Annotated in this window: 22 protein-coding genes; 8 read left to right on the top strand and 14 right to left on the bottom strand. The window is 62.8% G+C overall.

Translation table 11 applies throughout. The annotated features are described in order from the left end of the window. Positions 1 to 99 precede the first annotated feature (99 nt). Positions 100 to 966, bottom strand: a complete 867-nt coding sequence (locus XB14_RS07005; protein WP_077960919.1) for a D-alanyl-D-alanine carboxypeptidase family protein — start codon at positions 964 to 966, stop codon at positions 100 to 102. A 367-nt stretch (positions 967 to 1,333) separates the two neighbouring features. Between XB14_RS07005 and XB14_RS07000 the strand changes: the two genes are divergently transcribed. Both XB14_RS07000 and bmt read left to right on the top strand, forming a co-directional pair. After that, on the top strand, positions 1,334 to 2,710 hold the full coding sequence (locus XB14_RS07000) for an O-antigen ligase family protein (protein ID WP_179119554.1): 1,377 nt from the start codon (positions 1,334 to 1,336) through the stop codon (positions 2,708 to 2,710). A 158-nt stretch (positions 2,711 to 2,868) separates the two neighbouring features. Further along, entirely contained in the window at positions 2,869 to 3,882 is a 1,014-nt protein-coding gene (gene bmt, locus XB14_RS06995; RefSeq protein ID WP_077960917.1) for a betaine--homocysteine S-methyltransferase, read from the top strand. Positions 3,883 to 3,972: 90 nt separating this feature from the next. On the opposite strand, the gene XB14_RS06990 is transcribed toward bmt, so the two are convergent. From XB14_RS06990 to XB14_RS06980, 3 genes are all read right to left on the bottom strand, one after another. Then, positions 3,973 to 5,940 (bottom strand): acyltransferase family protein, encoded by a 1,968-nt coding sequence (locus XB14_RS06990; RefSeq protein WP_077960916.1) that lies wholly within the window; start codon positions 5,938 to 5,940, stop codon positions 3,973 to 3,975. 169 nt (positions 5,941 to 6,109) lie between these two features. Next, positions 6,110 to 7,240 (bottom strand): aminotransferase class I/II-fold pyridoxal phosphate-dependent enzyme, encoded by a 1,131-nt coding sequence (locus tag XB14_RS06985; protein WP_077960915.1) that lies wholly within the window; start codon positions 7,238 to 7,240, stop codon positions 6,110 to 6,112. 101 nt (positions 7,241 to 7,341) lie between these two features. After that, positions 7,342 to 7,977, bottom strand: a complete 636-nt coding sequence (locus XB14_RS06980; protein WP_077960914.1) for a helix-turn-helix transcriptional regulator — start codon at positions 7,975 to 7,977, stop codon at positions 7,342 to 7,344. Between the two features lie 235 nt (positions 7,978 to 8,212). Here XB14_RS06980 and XB14_RS06975 point away from each other — a divergent pair, with 235 nt between their 5' ends. Continuing rightward, positions 8,213 to 8,560, top strand: coding sequence for a hypothetical protein (locus XB14_RS06975; protein ID WP_077960913.1), 348 nt, complete (start codon positions 8,213 to 8,215; stop codon positions 8,558 to 8,560). Between the two features lie 471 nt (positions 8,561 to 9,031). On the opposite strand, the gene XB14_RS06965 is transcribed toward XB14_RS06975, so the two are convergent. The 3 genes from XB14_RS06965 to XB14_RS06955 all read right to left on the bottom strand — a co-directional run bounded on the left by XB14_RS06965 (position 9,032) and on the right by XB14_RS06955 (position 12,471). Further along, positions 9,032 to 11,065, bottom strand: coding sequence for a vWA domain-containing protein (locus XB14_RS06965; protein WP_419178567.1), 2,034 nt, complete (start codon positions 11,063 to 11,065; stop codon positions 9,032 to 9,034). Between the two features lie 2 nt (positions 11,066 to 11,067). Continuing rightward, positions 11,068 to 11,595 (bottom strand): RNA polymerase sigma factor, encoded by a 528-nt coding sequence (locus XB14_RS06960; protein WP_077960910.1) that lies wholly within the window; start codon positions 11,593 to 11,595, stop codon positions 11,068 to 11,070. Between the two features lie 126 nt (positions 11,596 to 11,721). Then, positions 11,722 to 12,471: a phosphodiester glycosidase family protein gene (locus XB14_RS06955; RefSeq protein ID WP_077960909.1), complete on the bottom strand. Its 750-nt coding sequence runs from the start codon at positions 12,469 to 12,471 to the stop codon at positions 11,722 to 11,724. 108 nt (positions 12,472 to 12,579) lie between these two features. On the opposite strand from XB14_RS06955, the gene XB14_RS33910 reads away from it, so the two are divergent. Then, entirely contained in the window at positions 12,580 to 12,735 is a 156-nt protein-coding gene (locus XB14_RS33910; RefSeq protein ID WP_143348270.1) for a transposase, read from the top strand. A 66-nt stretch (positions 12,736 to 12,801) separates the two neighbouring features. On the opposite strand, the gene XB14_RS06950 is transcribed toward XB14_RS33910, so the two are convergent. The 4 genes from XB14_RS06950 to XB14_RS06935 all read right to left on the bottom strand — a co-directional run bounded on the left by XB14_RS06950 (position 12,802) and on the right by XB14_RS06935 (position 16,439). Further along, a complete protein-coding gene (locus XB14_RS06950; RefSeq protein WP_234803996.1) occupies positions 12,802 to 13,239 on the bottom strand; it encodes a DUF805 domain-containing protein in 438 nt (145 codons plus the stop codon). Positions 13,240 to 13,371: 132 nt separating this feature from the next. After that, complete coding sequence (locus tag XB14_RS06945) at positions 13,372 to 13,923, bottom strand: hypothetical protein (RefSeq protein ID WP_143348269.1); 552 nt, start codon at positions 13,921 to 13,923, stop codon at positions 13,372 to 13,374. 129 nt (positions 13,924 to 14,052) lie between these two features. Continuing rightward, positions 14,053 to 14,757 carry a 4Fe-4S dicluster domain-containing protein gene (locus tag XB14_RS06940; protein ID WP_077960907.1) on the bottom strand — a complete coding sequence of 235 codons (705 nt, stop codon included), beginning with the start codon at positions 14,755 to 14,757 and terminating at the stop codon, positions 14,053 to 14,055. Between the two features lie 107 nt (positions 14,758 to 14,864). Further along, the gene (locus tag XB14_RS06935; RefSeq protein ID WP_077960906.1) at positions 14,865 to 16,439 is read right to left on the bottom strand and encodes a trimethylamine methyltransferase family protein; all 1,575 of its coding nucleotides are present in this window, start codon (positions 16,437 to 16,439) and stop codon (positions 14,865 to 14,867) included. 336 nt (positions 16,440 to 16,775) lie between these two features. Here XB14_RS06935 and XB14_RS06930 point away from each other — a divergent pair, with 336 nt between their 5' ends. Beyond that, positions 16,776 to 17,471: a corrinoid protein gene (locus tag XB14_RS06930; protein ID WP_077960905.1), complete on the top strand. Its 696-nt coding sequence runs from the start codon at positions 16,776 to 16,778 to the stop codon at positions 17,469 to 17,471. Between the two features lie 96 nt (positions 17,472 to 17,567). Here XB14_RS06930 and XB14_RS06925 read toward each other — a convergent pair whose 3' ends face one another. Beyond that, on the bottom strand, positions 17,568 to 17,726 hold the full coding sequence (locus tag XB14_RS06925; RefSeq protein WP_034788206.1) for a hypothetical protein: 159 nt from the start codon (positions 17,724 to 17,726) through the stop codon (positions 17,568 to 17,570). A gap of 39 nt (positions 17,727 to 17,765) precedes the next feature. Between XB14_RS06925 and XB14_RS06920 the strand changes: the two genes are divergently transcribed. Beyond that, positions 17,766 to 18,386 (top strand): DUF1638 domain-containing protein, encoded by a 621-nt coding sequence (locus XB14_RS06920; RefSeq protein ID WP_077960904.1) that lies wholly within the window; start codon positions 17,766 to 17,768, stop codon positions 18,384 to 18,386. Here XB14_RS06920 and XB14_RS06915 read toward each other — a convergent pair. Then, a complete protein-coding gene (locus tag XB14_RS06915) occupies positions 18,369 to 19,076 on the bottom strand; it encodes a hypothetical protein (protein ID WP_143348268.1) in 708 nt (235 codons plus the stop codon). The genes XB14_RS06920 and XB14_RS06915 overlap by 18 nt on opposite strands. Before the next feature lie 197 nt (positions 19,077 to 19,273). On the opposite strand from XB14_RS06915, the gene dmeF reads away from it, so the two are divergent. Continuing rightward, on the top strand, positions 19,274 to 20,197 hold the full coding sequence (gene dmeF, locus XB14_RS06910; protein ID WP_179119553.1) for a CDF family Co(II)/Ni(II) efflux transporter DmeF: 924 nt from the start codon (positions 19,274 to 19,276) through the stop codon (positions 20,195 to 20,197). Between the two features lie 27 nt (positions 20,198 to 20,224). After that, a complete protein-coding gene (locus tag XB14_RS06905) occupies positions 20,225 to 20,500 on the top strand; it encodes a metal/formaldehyde-sensitive transcriptional repressor (RefSeq protein ID WP_043619696.1) in 276 nt (91 codons plus the stop codon). 114 nt (positions 20,501 to 20,614) lie between these two features. On the opposite strand, the gene XB14_RS06900 is transcribed toward XB14_RS06905, so the two are convergent. Next, positions 20,615 to 20,836, bottom strand: a complete 222-nt coding sequence (locus XB14_RS06900) for a hypothetical protein (protein ID WP_077960901.1) — start codon at positions 20,834 to 20,836, stop codon at positions 20,615 to 20,617. Positions 20,837 to 21,029: the final 193 nt, after the last annotated feature.

Raw genomic sequence — 21,029 nt, 5'->3', positions numbered from 1 at the left:
TGTCGCGATGCGAAACACGGCCGTAGCCCTCGTCCCCTCGCCCCGCCTGCGGGGAGAGGGTTAGGGTGAGGGGCAAACCTCAGAAAGTGGTCTGAGAGATCAGTTCGTGGTGGTCGCCGCCGCCGCTGCTGCCGGTTCCGTGACACTTGCGGCGCTTGCGTCTTCCTTCGGCGGCAGGAACTTGTCGAGCAGCGCGATCATGTCGTCGTCGCGCGATTGCGCGGTCTTGCCGCCCATGACGACGGCGACGAGGCGGGTGTCGCCGCGCTTGGCCGAGGTGACGAGATTGTAGCCGGAAGCGTCGGTATAACCGGTCTTGATGCCGTCGACACCCTCGTAGCGCTTCATCACGCCGTTGTGGCCGCGCAGCTTCATGCCGCGGAACTCGATCGTCTTGTTGGCGAAGAGCTGGAATTCCTGCGGATAATCGCGCATCAGAGCGAGGCCGAGCGTCGCCATGTCGCGCGCCGTGGTCACCTGGGCCGGATCCGGCAGGCCGTTGGCGTTCTTGAACACGGTGCTGTTCATGCCGAGGGTCCTCGCCTTGCGGGTCATCATCTCGCCGAAGGCGGTCTCGGTTCCGGCAAGCGTCTCGCCGATGACGACGGCGGCGTCATTGGCCGAGAGCACGACCATGCCCATGACCGCTTCGCGTACGGTGATCTGGCGTCCGGCGCCGACAGCGAGCTTGAAGGGCTCCAGGCTGTTCGCACGTTCCGAAACCGTCAGCTTCTGGTCCCATTGCAGGGTGCCGTTCCGCAGCGCTTCGAAGGCGAGATAGATCGTCATCATCTTCGTCAGCGAGGCCGGGAAGTTCAGCTCGTCGGCATTGTCGGCCTCGAGGATCGAACCGGTCTCGGCATTAATGACGAAATGCGCCTGTCCGGCTGCGGCAAAGGATGCGCTGCCAAGCAGCAGGCTGACGGAGACCGCGGCGGACGCGATCGTACGGATGAGGGACTGCATATCGTGTTTTCTCGTTTCGACGCTATCGAACGACCTCGGGACGAAAATCGTGATCGAATTATGGAAGACGGACCGCGAAATACGGCATGGGCCGCGTTTTCCACACGGCCGGCATACCCATGCCTTTTAAGGGCATGGCGGCCGGGCGGCAAGCACCTGCGGCAATCGGCGCGGCAATTTCGAGGCTGGCGACGCCTCACGTGGCAAGCGTGCCCGGGCGGGCTCGCCTGCCGCTTCACCGAGGTTTAACCGGATTGCGCCAAGGTGCGGATCTCTCCTGGCCGGCAAGGCCCGAACGGCAGCACGGCCAGGGGTCATGATCAACAATGCCGCCCGGCATCCCAATCACTCGTCTTTTAGCGCCGCCATGCACCCGAACACAGCCACGGCAGAGCCTTCCACCGCGCGCCAGCGCGTGCCGGCGGCGTTCGAGGCCGGCCTGGCGGAACTCGTGCAGGGCCTTGCAGCGCTGCTCTCGGGCCTTGGCCTGTTCCTCATCGTCTTCACGCTGATCCCGTTTCAGGGCGCGGCCGATACCGACCCGAATGCCGCCAACGTAGGCAACATCATCAACCAGGTGGGCTACCTGGTGCTCGGCGCGGTCTACCTCTTCGCGATGCTGCTCACCGTTGACAGGCGGGTGCTCGCCCGCCTCGTTTCGCCCTCCTGGATCGCGATCTTCGCCATCGCCTATCTCTCCTGCCTGCAGTCCTACGACCCGGCGGCCTCCGCCCGCGGCCTGACGCTGAGCCTCGTCGCGATGATCCTGGTGGCGGGCGTGCTGGTGCTGCCGAAGAACGAGAAGGATTTCGTCAATGCCGGCGCCAATGCGATCCTGCTTCTGATCCTGATCGACTATGCGGCCCTCTTCGCAGCACCCGATCGCGCCATCCATTCGGCCTTCGGCGACGAGCCGTGGCATGCCGGCTTCTGGCGTGGCCATCTGCTGCATAAAAACGTGTCGGCACCAGTCTTCTCCATCCTCTGCATGTTCGGCATCTATTGCCTGCGCGCAGGCGCCCCGTTGCGCGGCTGGGCGATCACGCTGCTTGCGGCCAATTTCGTGTTGCATACGGGTTCGAAGACGACGATCGGCTTCCTTCCAATCGCGATTGGCCTCGTCTTTGCCGGCCGTGCTGTGCGCAGCCCCGGGCTGATGATCCTCGCCCATCTCGCCATGTCGGTGCTGGTCTTCGGCCTGACGCTCGGCACCATCTACTCCGACACGCTGTTTTCGATCACCAAGGCGCTGATCGACGATCCGACCTTCACCGGCCGCGACGACATCTGGAAATTTGCGAGCGCCAGCATCGCCGAACGGCCCTGGCTCGGCCAGGGTTATGCCAGCTTCTGGCTGTCTCCCGTGATCATGGGGCTGGAGGCGAATTTCGAGGCGAGCTGGGACGTGCGCGGTATCGTCGCCGGCCACAACAGCTACCTCGACGCGGTGCTGATGTTCGGCCTGCCGGGCGGTATCCTGATGACGGCCCTGCTCTTCGTCAAACCGCTCTTCGACTATGTCCGCGCCTACCGTCGGCCGCAGGCCCGGATCTTCGCCGATTTCTGCGTCATGGTGGTGATCTTCATGACCTACAACGCCATGCTCGAGAGCTTCTTCCTCAATCGCGCCGATCCGATGTGGCTGCTGACGGCGCTTGCCGTCTTCGGGCTCGGGCTCGCTGGCCGCATGCGCATGCGCGCAGAACCGAAAACCTCCCATCGCGGGACGCTTGCCAAGACATAAAGATATCTTTATATCTTGTTGCAACCTCTCCCGAGCGGTCGAGGAAAAGTGTTTGCGGTTTTCCGCCCGCGACCCGCTCGGACTTGTTAAAACCGATTACGTTCATGATCCTGGGTCGGCCCGACCCAGGATCGTCGTGATCTACCCGGGAAAAACCGATGACCGCAGCATCCAATGTCCTCTCCGCTCTCATTGCCGAAAAGGGCGTGCTTCTCGCCGACGGCGCCACCGGCACGTCGCTCTTCGCCATGGGCCTGGAGGCCGGCGAAGCACCGGAGCTCTGGAATGAGACGAAGCCTGAGAACATCACCAAGCTGCACCAGGATTTCGTCGACGCCGGCGCCGACATCATCCTCACCAACACCTTCGGCGGCACCCGCCATCGCCTGAAACTGCACCAGGCGGACGACCGCGTGCACGCGCTGAACAAGCGCGCCGCCGAGATCGCTCGCGCCGTTGCCGACAAGGCATCGCGCAAGGTCATCACTGCCGGCTCCGTCGGCCCGACCGGCGAACTGCTCATCCCGCTTGGCGCGCTCTCCTATGAGGCTGCGGTCGCAGCCTTCGTCGAGCAGATCGAGGGCCTGAAGGCCGGTGGCGCCGAAGTCGCCTGGATCGAGACCATGTCTTCGCCTGACGAGATCCGCGCGGCCGCCGAGGCCGCCGCCAAGGTGGGCCTTCCTTACGTCTATACCGGCTCGTTCGACACGGCCGGCAAGACGATGATGGGCCTGCACCCCAAGGACATCCACGGCGTTGCCACCGAGTTCGGCGATGGCCCGGTCGCCGTCGGCGCCAATTGCGGCGTCGGCGCCTCCGACATCCTCTCCTCGCTGCTCGACATGACCGAGGCAGCGCCCGAGGCAACCGTGATCGTCAAGGGCAATTGCGGCATTCCGGAATTCCGCGGTTCGGAAATACACTATTCCGGCACGCCGCCGCTGATGGCCGAATATGTGCGGCTTGCGGCCGACGCCGGCGCGAAGATCATCGGCGGCTGCTGCGGCACCACCTGTGGCCACCTCGCCGCCATGCGCGTGGCGCTGGATGAGCACGTGCGCCGCGAGCGCCCGACGCTTGACCTGATCATCGAAAAGATCGGCCCGTTGCGCAACAAGTCCGCCAACGAGACAGCCGCCCCGAGCCGGGAGCGCCGCAGCCGCCGCGCCTGATTGCGGCCGACAAGGCAGACCGACAAGAAAACGCCCCGGCATCGCGAGATCCGGGGCGTTTTTCGTTCAGGCATCGTTGCGGCGGTAGCCTTAGAGACCGGCGCCATCGAAGGCCGGCGCGCCGGTTGCCCGCGCAGCCACGCGTCCGCCCTTGGCCGCCTCGGTGAAGGCGTGGTAAAAATCAAAGGCGCGCCCCATCTGGCGCGATCCTTCCTTCGAGAAGTGCCCGAAGTCCTCGAAGAGCGCGACGCCCTTGTCCTCGATCTTGCAGCTGTCGTTGTCGCAGAGATAGTCCAGGAAGCTGACGACAGGATATTCGTCGGCGATATCCGCAACCACGTTCAGCACGTCGCGGCCGTATTCGCGCACGGTCTTCAGCACCGGCTCGCAGCGTTGGTCCGATTGGCCGAGCAGGCGGGCTCTCGCCACGCACAGTCCGGTATCGCGGCCATCATGCGGCGTCGGCGCCACAAAGACCGGCTCGAAGCCGTTCGACCGCAGCCACGCAAACGTTGCCCGCAGGCCGTCGCTCAGAAGCTTCGTCTCGGTCGCCACCTCGTTTCGACCGTCGACCAGCACCTTCTCTTCCTTCAGGTACTGGCTGAGCTCCGACGACAGGACGACGTAGCGGATCGACCGGTTGGCAAGCAGGAAACGGCGGACCTCGTCGTTGTAGCGGGCACAATCGTCCGACCAGTCGCGGCCGAGCCGCGGCACGATCGGCGAAAGGTTCAGAAACGGCCCGCAATTGTTCTTGGCAAGCTGCACCAGTCGTACGTCGGGCTTCGACGCGATGATGCCGTCGACGAGGTGACGGGCAAAGGAATCGCCCCAGACGGCGACTTCCGGGGTGGGACTCGAGGCGCAGCGCAGATCGGCGACGGCGTCGCATTTCTTGCCGAGGCCAACGCTCGGCTCCGAAAGCTGCGCAAGTTCGCGGTTCCTGGCGGCGAAACCGTCCGTGCCGTCAAGCGTAAAGCCGAACGCGATCGCGACCGATCCGACGGCAAGCGTCGCCCCGAAGACCGCGCGACGGCTGAAGCGGCCCGGCTTGCGGAAAGGCTGCTCGACAAGACGCCAGCTGAGATAGGCAAGCACGAAGCACAGCGCGATCAAGAGCGCGTAGCCTTCGGTCGGGATTTCCTCGATCGCCCGCAGCCGCGCAAAGGCAAAGACCGGCTGGTGCCAGAGGTAGAGGCTGTAGCTAATGAGGCCGATCGCGATCAGCGGCTTCAGCGACAGCAGCCTGCCGACGGCGGTGTCGCCCCGGCCAAAGGCGAGAACGAGCGCCGTGCCGAACACCACCGGAACGGTCGTCCAGCCGGGATAGAAGGCCGATTCCGCCACGAACACATAGCTCGCGACGATCGCCAGCAGACCGACCCCTGAGAGAAGCTCGCGGCCGGCCTTGCCCGGATCGAGCTTTTCGACGCCGACCAGCGCCAGCAAGGCCCCGACGCCGAGCTCCCAGAAGCGGCTTGGCAGCAGGTAGAAATTCGCAGCCGGGTCAAGGTTCGAAAGAACCTGCGTCGCCGCAAAACTCAGGAGCACGAGCCCCGCCACCACCTTCAGCATTGTTGCCGGCGAGAAGCGGCGAAGGAACAGGAGAAGCAGCGGGAAGACGAGATAGAACTGCTCCTCGACCGCCAGCGACCAGGTGTGCAGCAACGGAAGCAGCGCCGTGCTCGGCGCAAAGTAGCCGGTCTGGTCCCAGAAGAAGAAGTTCGAGGCAAAGAGGTTCACCGCGTAGAGGCTCTTGCCGAAACTGTTGAGTTCTCCCGGCAGCATCCACATCAGCGCAAATGGAATAGAGACGGCTGAGACCAGGAACAGCGCCGGCGCCAGACGGCGGGCACGCCGCTCGTAGAAACTGACGATGCTGAAACGTCCGTCGCGGATCTCCTGGTGGATGATCGCGGTGATGAGGTACCCGCTGATGACGAAGAACACATCGACGCCGGCAAAGCCACCGGAGACAAGGCCGAAACCGGCATGGAACAGGAGGACAGGCACGACGGCAAGCGCGCGCAGTCCATCGATTTCGGGTCTGTATCGCATCAGCGGAGGAAACACTCGGGTGGCGGGGGCCGCTCGTTAACACAATGTTGACAATGGAACCATTGTCGCGCGGTCCGTATCCACATGCGTGTGTTCTAAAGTTCCGGCGGCATGAGCCGTCGAAACAGGACCGGCGGCTAGCAAGCAGCTGAAGATGGCGATACTGGGGCTATCTCAGAATATGCCGGCGCCAGGCGTCGAGCCCGATCTCTATTTCCTTGCGGCCGAAGCCGACGCGGAAGCGGTCTGTGGCAACAGGCAGAAGATCCGAAACGAAGAGGCTCGACGGCAGAAGCAGGACGCCCGCCTCCTCCACCAGCCGGCGGCAATGGGTCTCGACACCGTCGGAACCGAGATAGCGGGCAAAGCCGACGCAGCCTCCGTCAGGCGCCCGCCATTCGTAGAGATCCGGGAACTCCTGGAAAAAGGCACCGAGCTTTTCGAGATTGGCGGCGACCAGGGCGCGATTGCGATCAAGGATAACCGCGCGGGCTTTCAGCGCGATCGTCGCCAGCACTTCCGACGGCCGCGAATTGCAGATCGAGAGATAGTGCTTCATCTTCTCCATGCGCTCGAGAAGTCGATGGTCGCGGCAGGCGATCCAGCCGACGCGCAGACCCGGCAGGCCATAGGCCTTGGACATGACGTTGAGCGAGATGCCGCGTTCGAAGAGTTCGGCCGCCTGCGGCAGGCGCAGCGCCGGATCGCGCTCCAGGCCGCGATAAACCTCGTCGCTGAAGAGATGGATGCCGCGCTCGGCGCAGAGGCTCGCCAGCGCCGCAAAAGTCTCCTGATCGGCGATCGCGCCGGTGGGATTGTTCGGGAAGTTGACGCAAATGAGCTTCGTGTTCGGCTTCAGCGCCGCCCTGACATCGGCAATATCGAGCCGCCAGTTGTTTTCGGGCCTTAGCGGCACGCCGGTGACGGCCCCGGCGATCGTCACCGGCAAGGTCTCCATCGACTGGTAGTTCGGCACCGTCACGATCGCGTGGTCGTCGGGCCCAAGCAGCGCCAGCATGGCGCAATAGAGCCCCTCCTCCGCGCCGGCAAAGCAGAGGATGTCGGCGGCCGAAAGCCCATCATAGGTGGCGGCGATCACCGCCCTGAGCGCCGGCGCGCCATAGGTCTCGGTATAGCCGAGCACGATGTTTTCCCAAGCGGCGCGGTCCTCGTCGTCGGCAAGCGCCAGAAGGTCGCTCATGGCCATCGTCTGGCTGTCGCTCGCCGTCATATGGTGGCGGGCGCTGAACTCCCAGCGCGAGAAATGGGTTTCGAGCCGGAAATCGGGCAAGGTGGTCATGGAAGTCTCCTCCTCTCGCGGCCTGGACGCACGCTGGGTTATGGTCAGGCAAATCCGCAGAGCCACCAACGGTCTCTGCCCGGTATTGCGCGTGTTTAAAATCAGGGCGCATCGCCACGGGCGGCAGCGAGATAGTTGTAGATCGAGGCGCGCGAGGCGCCGATGAGGCTGGCGAGGTGATCGACGGCGTTGCGTGTCTGGAACAGGCCGCGCTCCTCGAGTGCTGCCACCAGCGCCACGCGATCGCCGCGCTTGAGCGCCGAAAGCGCCAATCCCCGCTCCTTCAGCCAGCCATGCAGCGTTGCATTGATCTCCTCGCGCCAGTCCCGCGAAAACAGCGCCTGCGGCCTTGGCTGCTCGGCGCCGGCGAAAGCCGAAAGCAGCTTCACCGCCTGATCGATCATCGACATGTCGAGATTGATGCAAAGCAGGCCTACAGCTTCACCCGCCCCGTCGCGCAACACGGCCGAGATTGACTTGAAGCGCCGGCCGTCCGTGCCAGTCTTCTCGTAAGGCCCGAGCACCGCCTCGGCGCTGCCAAGAGCGGCGAACTCCTCCTCGATCAGCGAATCTTCCCCAACCACGCGGCCGGAAAAACAGTTCCAGATGCCTGCGATCGTGCCGGCCCTGAGATCGTGCAGAACGACTTCCCCATGCGGGTAAAGCAATGCGCTGATCGCAGCGGCCGTCGGCGCATGCATGGCAAGAATGGAGGTGAAGGCGGGTGCAATGGTCATGCACAGCTTATGTCCATTATTAGACTTATTGTCAATATTGGATTATTTGTTGATTTCAGGCATATGCGCGGCCGCTTGCGCACCGCCGGCCGCTGACCTATCCCCGATGTCAGAAAGATTCGCGGCTTGCCGGTTCGTGCCTGACCAATGGACGGCGATTCAAGGCGCTATGGCGACCGCCACCCGCCCTTCATGGAACACGCGGCGCGGTCGCAAATACAGACGGGAGACTTACATGAACGCCGGCCCAGCCTCCTTCCCCGACCGGGACACCGTTGCCGAAAAGTTCGGGACTTTCAGCGAATCCGACCAGTCCTTCCTGCGCCTGCTGATGGAAAACCCCGAGCAGGACGAGCGCCTGATGGACGGTCTCTATCGCCACCTCGACCTCGCCTCCGAGGCGAAATTCCTGAATTCCCTGAAGCTCGAAAAGCTCGGAGAATGGCTCGGCGCCCACGCGCCTGCGCGCCTGCAGATGCGCCTGATGGAAGCCGGCCGCTCCAGCCAGCACGCCGCCTACCAGGCGTTCAAGGCCGGTCTGTCGAAGTCCGATGGGTTGGGGCGCGCTTTTCCGAAGGCTTGAGTGCACAACGTCACCAATCTCGCAGGCGGGGAGAGGAAAGGAGCACGGAACGGCGCCGGCCCCTGACAGATGCCCCTCACTGTCCTGCCGGACATCTCTCCCCGCAAGCGGGGAGAGAGCCGCTGGGCGCACCCTTCGATGCCAGACCTCAGTGCCACTGCCAAACCATAGGCTGGGTGAAGCCGCCGCTTTGCTCCCATCTCCCCGCACAGCCTGACAAATGCCCCTCACTGTCCTGCCGGACATCTCTCCCCGCAAGCGGGGAGAGAGCTGCTGGGCGCACCCTTCGGTGCCAGAGTTCAATGGCAGCGACAATCTCAGCCTTCACGATGGGCGAAACGGTCGCCACTTGTCCCTTCTCCCCGTCATGACGGGGAGAAGGTGCCGGCAGGCGGATGAGGGGCACTTCCCTCACCGCGGGGATGAGGGGCGCTTCCCTCACCGCGGGGAAGAGGGGCAGATCCCTTGCCCTCAATTCTTCGAACCACCCAACCCCTTCGCCAGCCGCACCAGATTGACGAACTCGCTGCGGTAGCCGAACGGGTCGGCGCCCTTTGAAGCGGCGGCGAGATCGATGACTGCGTCATAGGTATAGTCGGCGAGCGCCGTCACGCCCGAGAGTTTCTGCCCGAAGGCTGCGACTGCGACGGAGAAGCGGACGTCTTCAGGCGCCTCCACAAGTGCCGGCACCGTATTGGCCTCGGTCACCGGCGTGGTGATCAGCTCGCTTTTGTCTCCGTCCGGCTTCTTGTAGCGGATCTTCAGGAACGCCAGTTCGCCGCTGTTCGGGCTTGCCTCTGCCACCGGTTTTTCCGCCTCTGCATAGCGCAGGTCGTCGTTGAGCACCGCCGGGCTGCCCTTCGGCGTCACTTCGTAGATCGCCGTCACGCTGTGACCGGAACCGATGTCGCCGGCGTCCACCTTGTCGTTGTTGAAGTCCTCGCGCTTCAGGGCGCGCGTCTCGTAGCCGATCAGGCGGTACTCGGTGATCGCTGCCGGATTGAACTCGACCTGCAGCTTGACGTCCTTGGCGATCGGGAACAGCGAGGAGCCCGCCTCTTCCACCAGCGTCTTCTGCGCCTCGGCAAGCGTATCGATATAGGCGGCCGTACCGTTGCCGTTCTGGGCGATCGTCTGCATCAGAGCGTCGTTGTAATTGCCTCGGCCGAAGCCGAGCACGGAGAGGAAGATGCCGCTCTTGCGCTTCTCCTCGATCAGCCGCTTCAGATCCTCGTCGCTCGACGGCCCGACGTTGAAGTCGCCGTCCGTCGCCAGCATGACGCGGTTGACGCCACCCTTGACGAAGGCCTTTTCGGCGAGCGCGTAGGCCGCATCGATGCCTTCGGCGCCGGCGGTCGAGCCGCCCGGTTGAAGCGTATCGATGGCGGCGAGGATCTTCGCCTTGTCCTTGACGGCAGTCGGCTCCAGCACCGTCCCGGCGTTACCCGCATAGGTGACGATCGAGACGGTATCCTCGGGCTTCAATTTCTCGACCAGCAGCCGGAAGGCGCCCTTCAAGAGCGGTAGCTTGTCGGGCTCGTCCATGGAGCCGGACACGTCGATCAGGAAGACGAGATTCGCCTTCGGCGCTTGCGTCCGCACGACGTCATAGCCCTTGATCGCCACATGCATCAGCCGCGTGCCGCCGTTCCAGGGCGTCGGCGTCACCGTCACCGTCGCCTTGAAGGGCTGCGCGGCGCTTTCCGGGCGCGGCCAGTCATAGGGGAAGTAGTTGACCATCTCCTCGACCCGCACGGCGTCGCGCTCCGGCAACTGGCCCTCCATCAGCGAGCGGCGCACGAAGGCATAGGAGGCCGTGTCGACATCGACCGAGAAGGTCGAGACCGGGTCGGTCACGACGCTTTTCACCGGATTGCTCTCGGCCTTGCCGAAGCGCTCGCGGTTATGCTCGGGCGCCGGCTGCATCTCCTCCTGGACGACCGGCGCAGGCAGGAAGGTCATCCTTGGCTGCATCCCGCCTGTTGCGGACAGTGGTGCGACGCTGTCACGGGCAACACTGTTGGCCATGGCATCGGCGGCCGGCGCGGCCGCCTCGCTCTCCACAGGTGCGGCGACCGGCGTTTCCACGGTCTTCGCCTCCTGCCGCGCGCGTTCTTCCGCGACCGCCTTCTTGGCCGTGGCCTGAGGCTCCGGCTTCTGCCGTTTCTCGTCCTTCCTTGTCTCATCCTTCAGCGCGATCTCCTGCGCCCGCTCGCCAAAAGGCGCGCCGTCACGCGTCAGCTCGAAGGTCAGGAAAGCGGCGGCGGGCACGACGAGAAGGGTTGCCAGTGCCGATCCGGCAAGCAGTTTCCGGTTCATGATGGGGCTCCATATCCGGTTGAAGATGGAGCTTTGACGAACCGGGAATGACGATCCTTGGGTGGCACTCGAATTTTTCTCGGCCTCGTCGAAAGATTGCATGGCGGCTGCCAGCGCACGCGCGCGCGCTTCCGCCGAAGCCTTCGGCGGGGTCAGCCCGGAGAGCTTTTCGAAATCGTCGCGCATGGTCACACGGCCTCCTTGCCGAGCAGTGTCTTCAGGCGCTTGCGCGCCTCGTGCACATGCCAGGAAATGGTTGCTTCCGAGCAGCCGAGCACGTCGGCCGCAGCCTGATGACTCAAGCCTTCGGCGTAGACGAGCAGCACCGCATCGCACTGTTTTTCCGGCAGCGCTCGCACCGCCGTCCACAGCGCCTCGCGCTGCTCCTCGTCGGGATCTTCAGGCGGCGCAACCGTCGCCTGCTCGCTGGCATAGGCCTGCATGCGTCGATCGTCGCGCGCCTGCTGCCGCCTGTGGTCGCGCGCGGCGTTCAGCGTCAGCGTATAGAGCCAGGTGCGAAACCGGCTGGTGCCGCGAAAGCCGCGGATCGCCGCGCCCAGCCGCAGGCAGACATCCTGGGCGATGTCGTCCGCATCCGACGCGTTGCCCGACCAGCGCCAGGCGACCGCATGGACAAAATCATAGTGTTGCTCGACCAGCCGGCCGAACGCCTGCCGGTCTCCACTTACCGCCTTTTCGACGAGTTCAGCGTCCAAATCCGTGCCCGCCCTCACCTCATTTGAACCTTAGACGTTGCAGGCCGATCATTCCTTGGGTGCAAGCGAAGATTTTTTTCGGGATGAAGAAAAGTGCGTGCGCCCATATCCCGCGCCCACGAAAAGTCAGCGCGGAAACTGTCCGACGACGGCGATGATCGGCCCCATCGGAAACAGCCGGTCGTGCCGGTTGATATCAGGCGCATAGACACTCGAAATCGTGCCGTCGAGGAAGAGCGCATTGGGACAATCGAGCGCGTCACGGAAGAGCGTCGCGAAGTCGTGGAAGCGCACCGGGCGCTTCGAGATGACGAAAACCACCTCGCCCTCTGCCGTCACGCCGACGCCGTTGCGGGTCTTGAGGCTGGTACTATCCGGCAGGAAGCGCGGATGCAGCTTGCCGTCGATGACAAGCATCGGCCCGGATTGCGTGGCGAAACGCGGGGCTATCCCGGCGTCGCGATAGGCGTCCGCCGCCATCACGCCCGCCTTGCCGTCCTCGACATAGAACACGCCGTTCGGCAGCAGGTGGAAATTGCCCCAGCCCGTATTGGTGTTGAGCGGCACCTGCGCGCGCCCCTCCTCGACATGCAGCCCGACCGGCGACAGATCCTCGTGATACATGCCGCCGTTCATGGCAAAGGCCATGTACTCGTCGCGGTGTCGCAGTTCGAGCGACAGTGCCCGGAACGAGCGGAACGGCACGCCCGCCTGGTCCTTGTTGTAGAGCCGGATGTCGCTTGTCGCCGGATCGAAGCTGCAGGTCACATAGTCCTGGCCCAGATGGCTGACATCGCGGCAGGCGCCGAGCGCAGGACCGGCAAGACCGGCCGAGAGAACGGCACCGACGAGAAAAGGTTTTGGAAAAAGCGGCATGGCGAAAGGTCCAATCGAATCAGACGTCAAGCATGACGCAGATTGCGGCGGATCTGGCGCGAGATCGGAAGCGAAGCACTGCGACCGCCATCGTCGCTGGACAAGTTCATGTCGAACTTCGCCGACGACTACGCCTGCGCCGATTGCTTGGCGAGGAAGAGGTGGAGAAACGGCTTCAATTGCCCCAAGTGCGCTGGCAACGCGGCTGGCGGCTCCCCATTGGGTCCAAGATCACAGGATCGCGGCGGAAATCGTCGGAGGTAGCAATGCGGCCGCTTGATCTCCGCAACGCCGAGATTGCGCGCGAGGGTCATTATCCGCCGGGCTAACCTAAACGGGGCCTGCAGCGGAGCCTGGCACTTCGCCGAACCTGTTGGAGTTCTTCGAGCCAGGGGTAACGATGATTGCAACATGGACCGCCAGCACCAGGATGCCCGTGAGAATGGCTGCGATGAGGGAGTCAACTGCCCCGAAATAGCCTTGGACCAAGTGAAGCAAAAAGACCGAAGGGGTCCACCAGCCGCTCTGATCGAAGTCATGCAGTCGCCTCACCATCAAGCACAGGCTGGCGATGATAGCCAGCACATAGGTTAGGGCGACCATTCCATGAATCATTGAAAGCGCTTGTCGATCTCCGACCAGCGCCATTAGGCGAGTGAGCGCAGATACCACGACCGCAGCAATAGCGACGATTGCCACGTTGAACAGGAAATAGCGAAGACGACCAAGCCTAGCCTGTAGCGAGAATGTTTTGAGCATTGTACCCATTGCAACTGATCGAGAAAATACTCTCGCGCTTACACTTAGACGGTTGCATTGAAGCAGCGTCAAACGGAAATTGAAAGACTATCGCAAGCTCTGTTTTTGGTGAGGATCGGCTGACTGAGATCTGACATGCCGCTAGCCAGCCGCCAGCAGCCCCATGGCGATGACGAGGCCGTAACATCCGGCGGCGGCTGCAAGCCCGAAGATCACGCAGAGGCAGGCAAAGCCGCCGACGCCTGAGAGCAGGTATGATTTGGGGTCGCGGTTGAGCACATCCTGCGACAGTGACAAAAGCAGCCGCTTTTCCCGCAGCGTCGTTGCGAGCTTTACCGCGTGGCGCCTGGCTTCCTTCTGCACCAGACGGAAATTGCTGCCGATCGCAAGGAAGGTCAGAAACAGGCCGAGTGCGCTGACGGTGAGCGCGAACTTCCTGAGGATGTCGATCGCGTCAGGCAGAAGATCCCCGGCGAACACTGAGCGATCGACCAGCGCGTCGAAGCCGGTGATGCAGGCGGCGATGACGGCCGCATGGCCGGCGCCGATCGCCAGAAGGCGCTTGAACGCGTCTTCGAGGATCTGGCTGTTGGCGGCGTGAATGCTGTCAAGCCGAGAGATCTGTGCTTCCACGTCCTCGCGCGACAAATGCGGAGGATAGTTGCTCACGGATACGACTGGGCTACCTCTCATACGATGGACTCCAACGCCACGCCGTCCAGATCGTTATAAATTCGATAATATTATCTTTCCACGACACCTCCAATTTTAGTCATTTTGGAGATTTGCACCATCTTTGCGCGCCAGAGTGGAGACTGGCGATCACACTTCAAGCGCCGCCATATGGAAGCTGAGCTGTTCGGGTGGATAGCGATGCGAGGCTCCGATGGGACAGGCGTCGCGCGAGAGACAGCCATTTGCGAGGCAAGCTGCCCTGCCCGCATCCGCGCGCAGATGGCTGCGACAGAGCGTGACGTCGAAGCGTTCCCCGGCAAGCGCGCGCGCCGGACAGGCGGAGATGCACGGTTTTGCCGAGCAGCCGTCGCAGGGATGTTCGGTGGCTGCCTCACCGGTTCGACCAAGCGGGATGTCGAAGGCGAGTGCCCCGCGATAACCGTGCCAGAGGCCATGGCGCGGATGGATGAGGATGCCAAGCGGTGATGGCTTCAGCCGCTCGGCCCGCATCGCCCATTGTTGGAAGGGCTGCCACGGCGGATCGGAGGGGAAATAGGCGGTGGCCCAAAGTTCGTCAGCCAAGGGCTGGAGGATAGCCTTCGACCAGCGATCGAGCGGATCCGCTCCGCCGCGGTCCGGGCGGCTCCGGCGCCAGGCGTCAAAGGGTTGCCACAGCGAGCCGCCGATATTGCCGATCAGTACAACGCTCGTGGCCGGCCGGCCATCGACGAGCAGCGGTGCGGCCTCACCGGAGGCGAAATTTACGGTTCCGCGCAAAAAAAGACCGTGCGGCGCCAGCGCCGCACGGATCGTTTCGATTATCTTGTCCGCTGTCGCGGAAGGCGCCGTCATTTCGGTTTCGGCCCCTGGTGTTCGTAATGCGGGCGCCAGACCTCCTTCTGGATCATGTCGGCCACCTGCGCCGCGCCGCCTTGCTCCCTGGCTCGCTCGGGACCCTTTCAGGTGAAAGCGTCCGGCATCGAATCCTTGCGGCTGGCGATAAAGGCCTTGAGCTTCTCGTCGATCTCCGGATCGAGGTAAGGCGCCTCGTAGTGCTCCAGCCAGCTGCGGCAGAGCGCATTGGCGCGCTGCTCGATGCGCTTTTCGCCTTCCACTTCCCACTGTTCGAAGGAATTGTTGTCGGCAAGCGGCGACCGGTAGAAGGCCGTCTGGAAATTGGCCTGGGTATGGGCGCAGCCGAGATAGTGGCTGCCCGGGCCGACTTCGCGGATCGCGTCGAGCGCCTGGGCGTTTTCCGAGAGGTCCACGCCTTCGGCCATCTTCTGCATCATGCCGAGCTGGTCCTGGTCGATCATGAACTTCTCGTAGGACGAGACCAGACCGCCTTCGAGCCAGCCGGCCGCATGCAGCACGAAGTTGGTGCCGGCCAGCAGCGTCATGTTGATCGTATTGGCCGATTCGTGGGCCGCCTGGGCATCCGGCACCTTGGAGCCGCAGAGCGAACCGCCGGTGCGGAAGGGAAGCTTCAGGCGACGGGCAAGCTGGGCGGCGCCATAGGAGACCAGCGACGGCTCCGGCGTGCCGAAGGTCGGGGCGCCCGACTGCATCGAGATCGAGGCGGCAAAGGTGCCGAACAGCACCGGCGCACCCTTGCGGATGAGCTGGGTGAAGGAGGCGCCTGCAAGCACTTCGGCCAGAATCTGCGTCAGCGTGCCGGCAACCGTCACCGGGCTCATGGCGCCGGAGAGAATGAAGGGCGACAGCACGCAGGCCTGGTTGTGGCGGGCATAGACCTTGAGCGCCCCCACCATGGTCTCGTCGAAGACCATCGGCGAGTTGGCGTTGATGAGGTTGAGCGTCACGCAGTTGTTTTCGACGAACTCGTCGCCAAAGACGATCTTCGCCATGGCGATCGTGTCTTCCGCGCGCTCAGGCGCGGTCACCGAGCCCATGAAGGGTTTGTCGGAATATTTGATATGGCTGTAGACCATATCGAGGTGGCGCTTGTTGACGGGGATGTCGACCGGCTCGCAGACCGTGCCGCCGGACGAATGCATCGACGGCGCCATATAGGCGAGCTTCACGAAGTTGCGGAAATCCTCGATTGTCGCATAGCGGCGATTGCCTTCCAGATCGCGCACGAAGGGCGGGCCGTAGACCGGGGCAAAGATCGTCGCCTTGCCGCCGACCTGGGCGCTGCGCTCCGGATTGCGGGCATGCCAGGTGAATTCGGACGGCGCCGTCTTCAGAAGTTCGCGGCAGAGTCCCTTAGGGAAATGCACGCGCTGGCCGCGCACGTCGGCACCCGCCTGCTTCCACAGTTCCAGCGCCTCGGCATCGTCACGGAACTCGATGCCGATTTCCTCCAGGATCGTATCGGCATTGCGCTCGATCAGCTGCAGGCCTTCCTCGTCGAGGACTTCGTATTCGCGAATCTTGCGCTGGATATAGGGCAGAGACGGCCCCGGGCCGCCGCCGGTGCGCGATGCGCGCCTTGCCGCTGCTCCCCGGCCCTCGCCGCGTGCGCGGCGACCGCCGCCCTCAACCGCGCCCTGATCTGTCACGTCGCTCATTCGCTCTTTCCTCTCCCGCGCATCACTTTTTGCGCCTTCAAGCATCATTTGACCTTAATGCTACCAAGCATCGGGGGCCTTGCGGGTCTCAATGCGCCAAGGCATGGCGCAACTCGAACACTACCGAGAAGCGACCACGGGACGACAAAAACCGCGTGGCGCGAATATATTGTTTTTGTTAACAATATGCAGGGGCCAAAAGAAGCCGCCCCGCCGTCGCTTTTTGTCATATGCGACGTCGCTTTCGAAAACAGATTTTTAGCTGTCGACCGCTATGGATGAATGGACGCGTCCGAAAATTTCGCGCGACCGTGCCAGGAACCGAGGAACCCCAATATGGCAGACGATGAAATCATTCTCGAGGACCTTTCCGACGAAGAACTCGTGCAGCAGATGCACGACGACCTCTATGACGGCCTGAAGGAGGAAATCGAGGACGGGACCAACATCCTGCTCAAGCGCGGCTGGACGCCTTACGATGTGCTGACCCAGGCGCTGGTCGAAGGCATGCGCATCGTCGGCATCGACTTCCGCGACGGCATCCTGTTCGTGCCGGAAGTGCTTTTGTCGGCCAACGCGATGAAGGCCGGCATGACCATCCTGCGTCCGCTGCTTGCCGAAACCGGCGCGCCGAAGCTCGGCAAGATGGTGATCGGCACCGTCAAGGGCGACATCCACGACATCGGCAAGAACCTCGTCGGCATGATGATGGAAGGTGCGGGCTTCGACGTCGTCGACCTCGGCATCAACAACCCGGTCGAAAACTACCTGGAAGCGATCGAGCGCGAGCAGCCGGACATTCTCGGCATGTCGGCGCTTCTGACCACCACCATGCCCTACATGAAGGTCGTGATCGACACGATGAAGGAAAAGGGCATGCGCGACGACTACGTCGTTCTCGTCGGCGGTGCGCCGCTCAACGAGGAATTCGGCAAGGCCGTCGGCGCCGACGCCTATTGCCGCGATGCGGCGATTGCCGTCGAAACCGCCAAGGACTTCATGAAGCGCAAGCACAACCGCCTGGCCGGCTGAGCTTCGGACAATCCGAAATGACAAAGCCGGCCGCGTGGGTGAAATCCGCGGCCGGCTTTCCTATGTCTGGCGAGCGTGCCTGGCAGGTTTGCCGGGTTAGTTGACGGAGTTTGCCACCTTCTTGCCGGCCGACTGTGTCGCGTTGACCGTGTTTGCGGTATCCTGTCCGATCCCGCGGATGGTGTTGCCGCAGGCGGTAAGCGTCGAAAGGGCGACGAGAACGGCGCCGACGGTTGCAAGGGTCTTTACTGTCATGGTCAGGGTCCTTCCCGCTGATAGCCACATGGAATCAAGATGGAAAAAGTATCGCCCGCAATAGAACGTGCACAACCGAAAAAAGTTCACGTGATCGGTTGCGGCGCCATCGCCCGTGAAATTCTGGCGATCTGCGAAGCGAACGGGCTCGACCATATCGACCTCAACTGTCTGCCCGCCATCTGGCACAACACGCCTGACAAGATCACGCCGGGCATTCGCGACGCGATCGCCAAGGCGCGGGCGCAAGGTTTCGAGCGTATCTTCGTCGCCTATGCCGACTGCGGCACCGGCGGCCATCTCGACCGGCTGCTCGAGGAGGAAAAGGTCGAGCGTATCCCCGGTCCGCACTGTTATTCCTTCTTTGCCGGCAACGAGGACTTCGCCCGCCGCTGGGACGACGACATCACCGCCTTCTTCCTGACCGACTTCCTCGCCCGCCAATTCGAAGCCTTCGTCATCGAACCGCTCGGCCTTAACCGGCACCCGGAACTCCGGGACATGTATTTCGGCCACTACCGCAAGCTCGTCTATCTCTCGCAGCAGGAGGATGAGGGCTTGCAGGAGAAGGCGAAGAAGGCGGCGGAGCGGCTCGGCCTCGAATACGAGTATCGCTTTACCGGTTATGGCGACCTGACAACTTCACTCGAGCGGGCTTGAGCCATCGAGCCCAGCCTTGCGCGGCGGCATTCGTTCCGAATGATGCTCTCCATCTAGGCAAATAGAAATCATCCGTCTTGGTGGCCTTTGCCGGTCCACCTCTCGCCGAGCACGCTCACGCCCGAGCCACAGGCCGGCAGCCGCGCCTATGGTCAGCAACACTCCAGCGCCCGCGAGATTGTAGACCGGCAGAAGGACAGGATTTTCGAAAGGATTGCCCTTGACGCCAGTCGAGTCCCAGCCGACCGGCATCGGGACAAAGGCAATCCATAGCACTGAAACCAACATCGGCAGACCGAAGTGTCGATACGGGTTCCAGGGTTGCGACTGCGCCAGCGTGAACGGGTATCGTCGTCCCACACGGTAGCAGCGCACAGCGACGGCTATGGATGTGGCGCAAACGACGAGATAAGCGAAGAGGTTGGCGGCAAAATAGAAGTGAATGTCTTCAAAGGGAAACTTTGCTTTGAAGTTTCTCGCCTCGAACCAGAATTTCGGCAGCACCGTCATCATGTTCTTGGGGCCTTCAAAGTCGAACCAGCGACGCGGCAGCATCAGAAAGAAAACATAGGGGCCGTAGGTTAACGGCAACGTCCCCCATCCAACGAAAAAACGATAGAACCGCTGGAAAGACGGGTGTTCTATACCATCAGCGATCTGCTGCACTCGCAACGCATTACTGTTCGCCACCAAGGCCCCCAACGCAACGCAACGCAACTCAACTCAACTCAAGTCTTCCAGTAAGTTGCAATCGAAGTCCAGCCCGCTTGCACCCGCGCATTATATAGGGTACCCCCCTATATAATATTGGAGAGATCGACATGGGCAATCACCACCACGACCACCATCATCATCACGGGCATGCGCGTGACGACGGACGCGTGCTTATGGCGCACCATGATCATGTCTTCCTCGGCGGCAATCACGAGCGCAACGAGCGGCGGACCTGGATCGTCATCGCCGTCACCGCGACGATGATGGTAATAGAGATCGCGGCCGGACAGATCTTCGGTTCGATGGCGCTCATCGCCGATGGCTGGCACATGTCGACCCATGCGGCCGCGATGCTCATCGCAGCGCTTGCCTATCTCTATGCGCGCAAGCACTCGAACAATCGCCGTTTCACCTTCGGCACCGGAAAACTCGGCGACCTCGCGGGCTTCTCCAGCGCCATCGTGCTCGCGCTCATCGCACTCTTGATCTGCTGGGAAAGCTTGCGCCGCCTCAACGCTCCGGTCACGATCGATTTCAGAGAGGCCATCCTCGTTGCCGTTGCCGGCCTCATCGTCAATCTCGTCTGCGCCTGGCTCTTGAAGGACGATCACAGCCACCATCACGATCACCATGGGCATCATCACGGACACCAACAGGGCCAGCATGGCGGGCAGGATCGCAACCTGCGCGCCGCCTATCTGCACGTGCTTGCCGACGCACTGACCTCGGTCCTCGCCATTGTCGCCCTTGGCCTTGGCGCGATCTATGGCTGGCTGTGGCTTGATCCCGCCATGGGAATCGTCGGCGCCATCGTCATTGCGCGCTGGTCCTTAGGCCTCATCCGCGACACCGGCGCAACCCTTTTGGACTACATTCCTGATGGCGAAGACCTGCCCGAGGAGATCGGCGAAATCGTCGCGAAGGAAGACGCCGAAATCGTCGATCTGCACGTCTGGCAGCTTGGGCCGGGCCACCACGGCGCGATCGTCTCGATCGTCGCCGACAACCCGCGCGCTCCGTCCTATTATCGCGAGAAGCTTGCCGCCATTCACGATTTGTCGCATGTGACCGTCGAGGTGGAACCAAGGGCCGCATAGCGACGGCGCCCGAAACCGGAGTTTGCGATGACCCATACCATCCGCGAGAAGCAGAAGCTCATCAACCGGGTCCGGCGGCTGCGCGGCCAGATGGAGGCGGTCGAGCGGATGCTGGAGGAAGAGAAGGGCTGCGCCGAGGTCATGCAGGTGATCGCCGGCATCCGCGGCGCGGTCAACGGGCTGATGGCGGAAGTGGTCGAAGATCACATCCACATGCATCTGGCCGCCGCCGACCTGTCGCAGAAGGACCGGGACGAAGCAGCGGCAGAGCTGGTGGACGTGGTGCGCGCCTACATGAAATAGCGTCGCGTGCCGCGCACTTTGTCGAGGCCACACTTGCCGCCAGGAACCAGGCGGTATGGCGAAAGGGCTGCCCCGTCCGGTTGAGCCAACCATCGGATGTCCAGTCCGTACAATCTAGCCCTTGCCTTCATCTTCCGGCGGCCGGCGCGGAACCTTGATCGTGCCCCTGCGGATGCCGTCCTTGAGATTGAGAAGATCAAGAAGATCGTCCGCTTCATCGCGCGGCAGGTTCGACATCAGGCAACCGTCAAGAACAACCGTTTGTCCGGTGAAGACATCGATCACCGCCCAGACATTGTTGGCTTCGACCTTGAGACCGTACCGTAGCGTTGCCATCAACCCAGCCCACAATCGGGGTTCACCACCTGCCCTTGCTCAGCCACATGCGGCATGGCGGGGCGACCACCCGCATTGCCCTGAGCTGGCCTGAAGGCCCAGACAAGAACAACCGACAGGGCGACCAGAAACAGTGAGAAGACCAAACGGGAGGACATCGCGCCTCTCCTTCGTCGAATGAGGCCATCGTGGC

Source organism: Ensifer adhaerens (assembly GCF_002007205.1).
Classification (GTDB): Bacteria; Pseudomonadota; Alphaproteobacteria; order Rhizobiales; family Rhizobiaceae; genus Ensifer; species Ensifer adhaerens_D.
The sequence above is the reverse complement of the archived record's forward strand: the minus strand, read 5'-3'. Positions and strand labels throughout refer to the sequence as shown.

Coding starts and splice junctions, on each gene's coding strand:
- XB14_RS06935 (WP_077960906.1), bottom strand. CDS start 16,439: ATGAGCGACGTGACAGATCAGGGCGCGGTTGAGGGCGGCGGTCGCCGC.
- XB14_RS06990 (WP_077960916.1), bottom strand. CDS start 5,940: ATGCGATACAGACCCGAAATCGATGGACTGCGCGCGCTTGCCGTCGTG.
- XB14_RS06920 (WP_077960904.1), top strand. CDS start 17,766: ATGGAAAAAGTATCGCCCGCAATAGAACGTGCACAACCGAAAAAAGTT.
- XB14_RS33910 (WP_143348270.1), top strand. CDS start 12,580: ATGTCGAACTTCGCCGACGACTACGCCTGCGCCGATTGCTTGGCGAGG.
- XB14_RS06925 (WP_034788206.1), bottom strand. CDS start 17,726: ATGACAGTAAAGACCCTTGCAACCGTCGGCGCCGTTCTCGTCGCCCTT.
- XB14_RS06955 (WP_077960909.1), bottom strand. CDS start 12,471: ATGCCGCTTTTTCCAAAACCTTTTCTCGTCGGTGCCGTTCTCTCGGCC.
- XB14_RS06975 (WP_077960913.1), top strand. CDS start 8,213: ATGAACGCCGGCCCAGCCTCCTTCCCCGACCGGGACACCGTTGCCGAA.
- XB14_RS07000 (WP_179119554.1), top strand. CDS start 1,334: ATGCACCCGAACACAGCCACGGCAGAGCCTTCCACCGCGCGCCAGCGC.
- dmeF (WP_179119553.1), top strand. CDS start 19,274: ATGGCGCACCATGATCATGTCTTCCTCGGCGGCAATCACGAGCGCAAC.
- XB14_RS06980 (WP_077960914.1), bottom strand. CDS start 7,977: ATGACCATTGCACCCGCCTTCACCTCCATTCTTGCCATGCATGCGCCG.
- XB14_RS06905 (WP_043619696.1), top strand. CDS start 20,225: ATGACCCATACCATCCGCGAGAAGCAGAAGCTCATCAACCGGGTCCGG.
- XB14_RS06950 (WP_234803996.1), bottom strand. CDS start 13,239: ATGGGTACAATGCTCAAAACATTCTCGCTACAGGCTAGGCTTGGTCGT.
- XB14_RS06965 (WP_419178567.1), bottom strand. CDS start 11,065: ATGCGCGACGATTTCGAAAAGCTCTCCGGGCTGACCCCGCCGAAGGCT.
- XB14_RS06985 (WP_077960915.1), bottom strand. CDS start 7,240: ATGACCACCTTGCCCGATTTCCGGCTCGAAACCCATTTCTCGCGCTGG.
- XB14_RS06940 (WP_077960907.1), bottom strand. CDS start 14,757: ATGACGGCGCCTTCCGCGACAGCGGACAAGATAATCGAAACGATCCGT.
- XB14_RS06945 (WP_143348269.1), bottom strand. CDS start 13,923: ATGAGAGGTAGCCCAGTCGTATCCGTGAGCAACTATCCTCCGCATTTG.
- bmt (WP_077960917.1), top strand. CDS start 2,869: ATGACCGCAGCATCCAATGTCCTCTCCGCTCTCATTGCCGAAAAGGGC.
- XB14_RS07005 (WP_077960919.1), bottom strand. CDS start 966: ATGCAGTCCCTCATCCGTACGATCGCGTCCGCCGCGGTCTCCGTCAGC.
- XB14_RS06930 (WP_077960905.1), top strand. CDS start 16,776: ATGGCAGACGATGAAATCATTCTCGAGGACCTTTCCGACGAAGAACTC.
- XB14_RS06900 (WP_077960901.1), bottom strand. CDS start 20,836: ATGGCAACGCTACGGTACGGTCTCAAGGTCGAAGCCAACAATGTCTGG.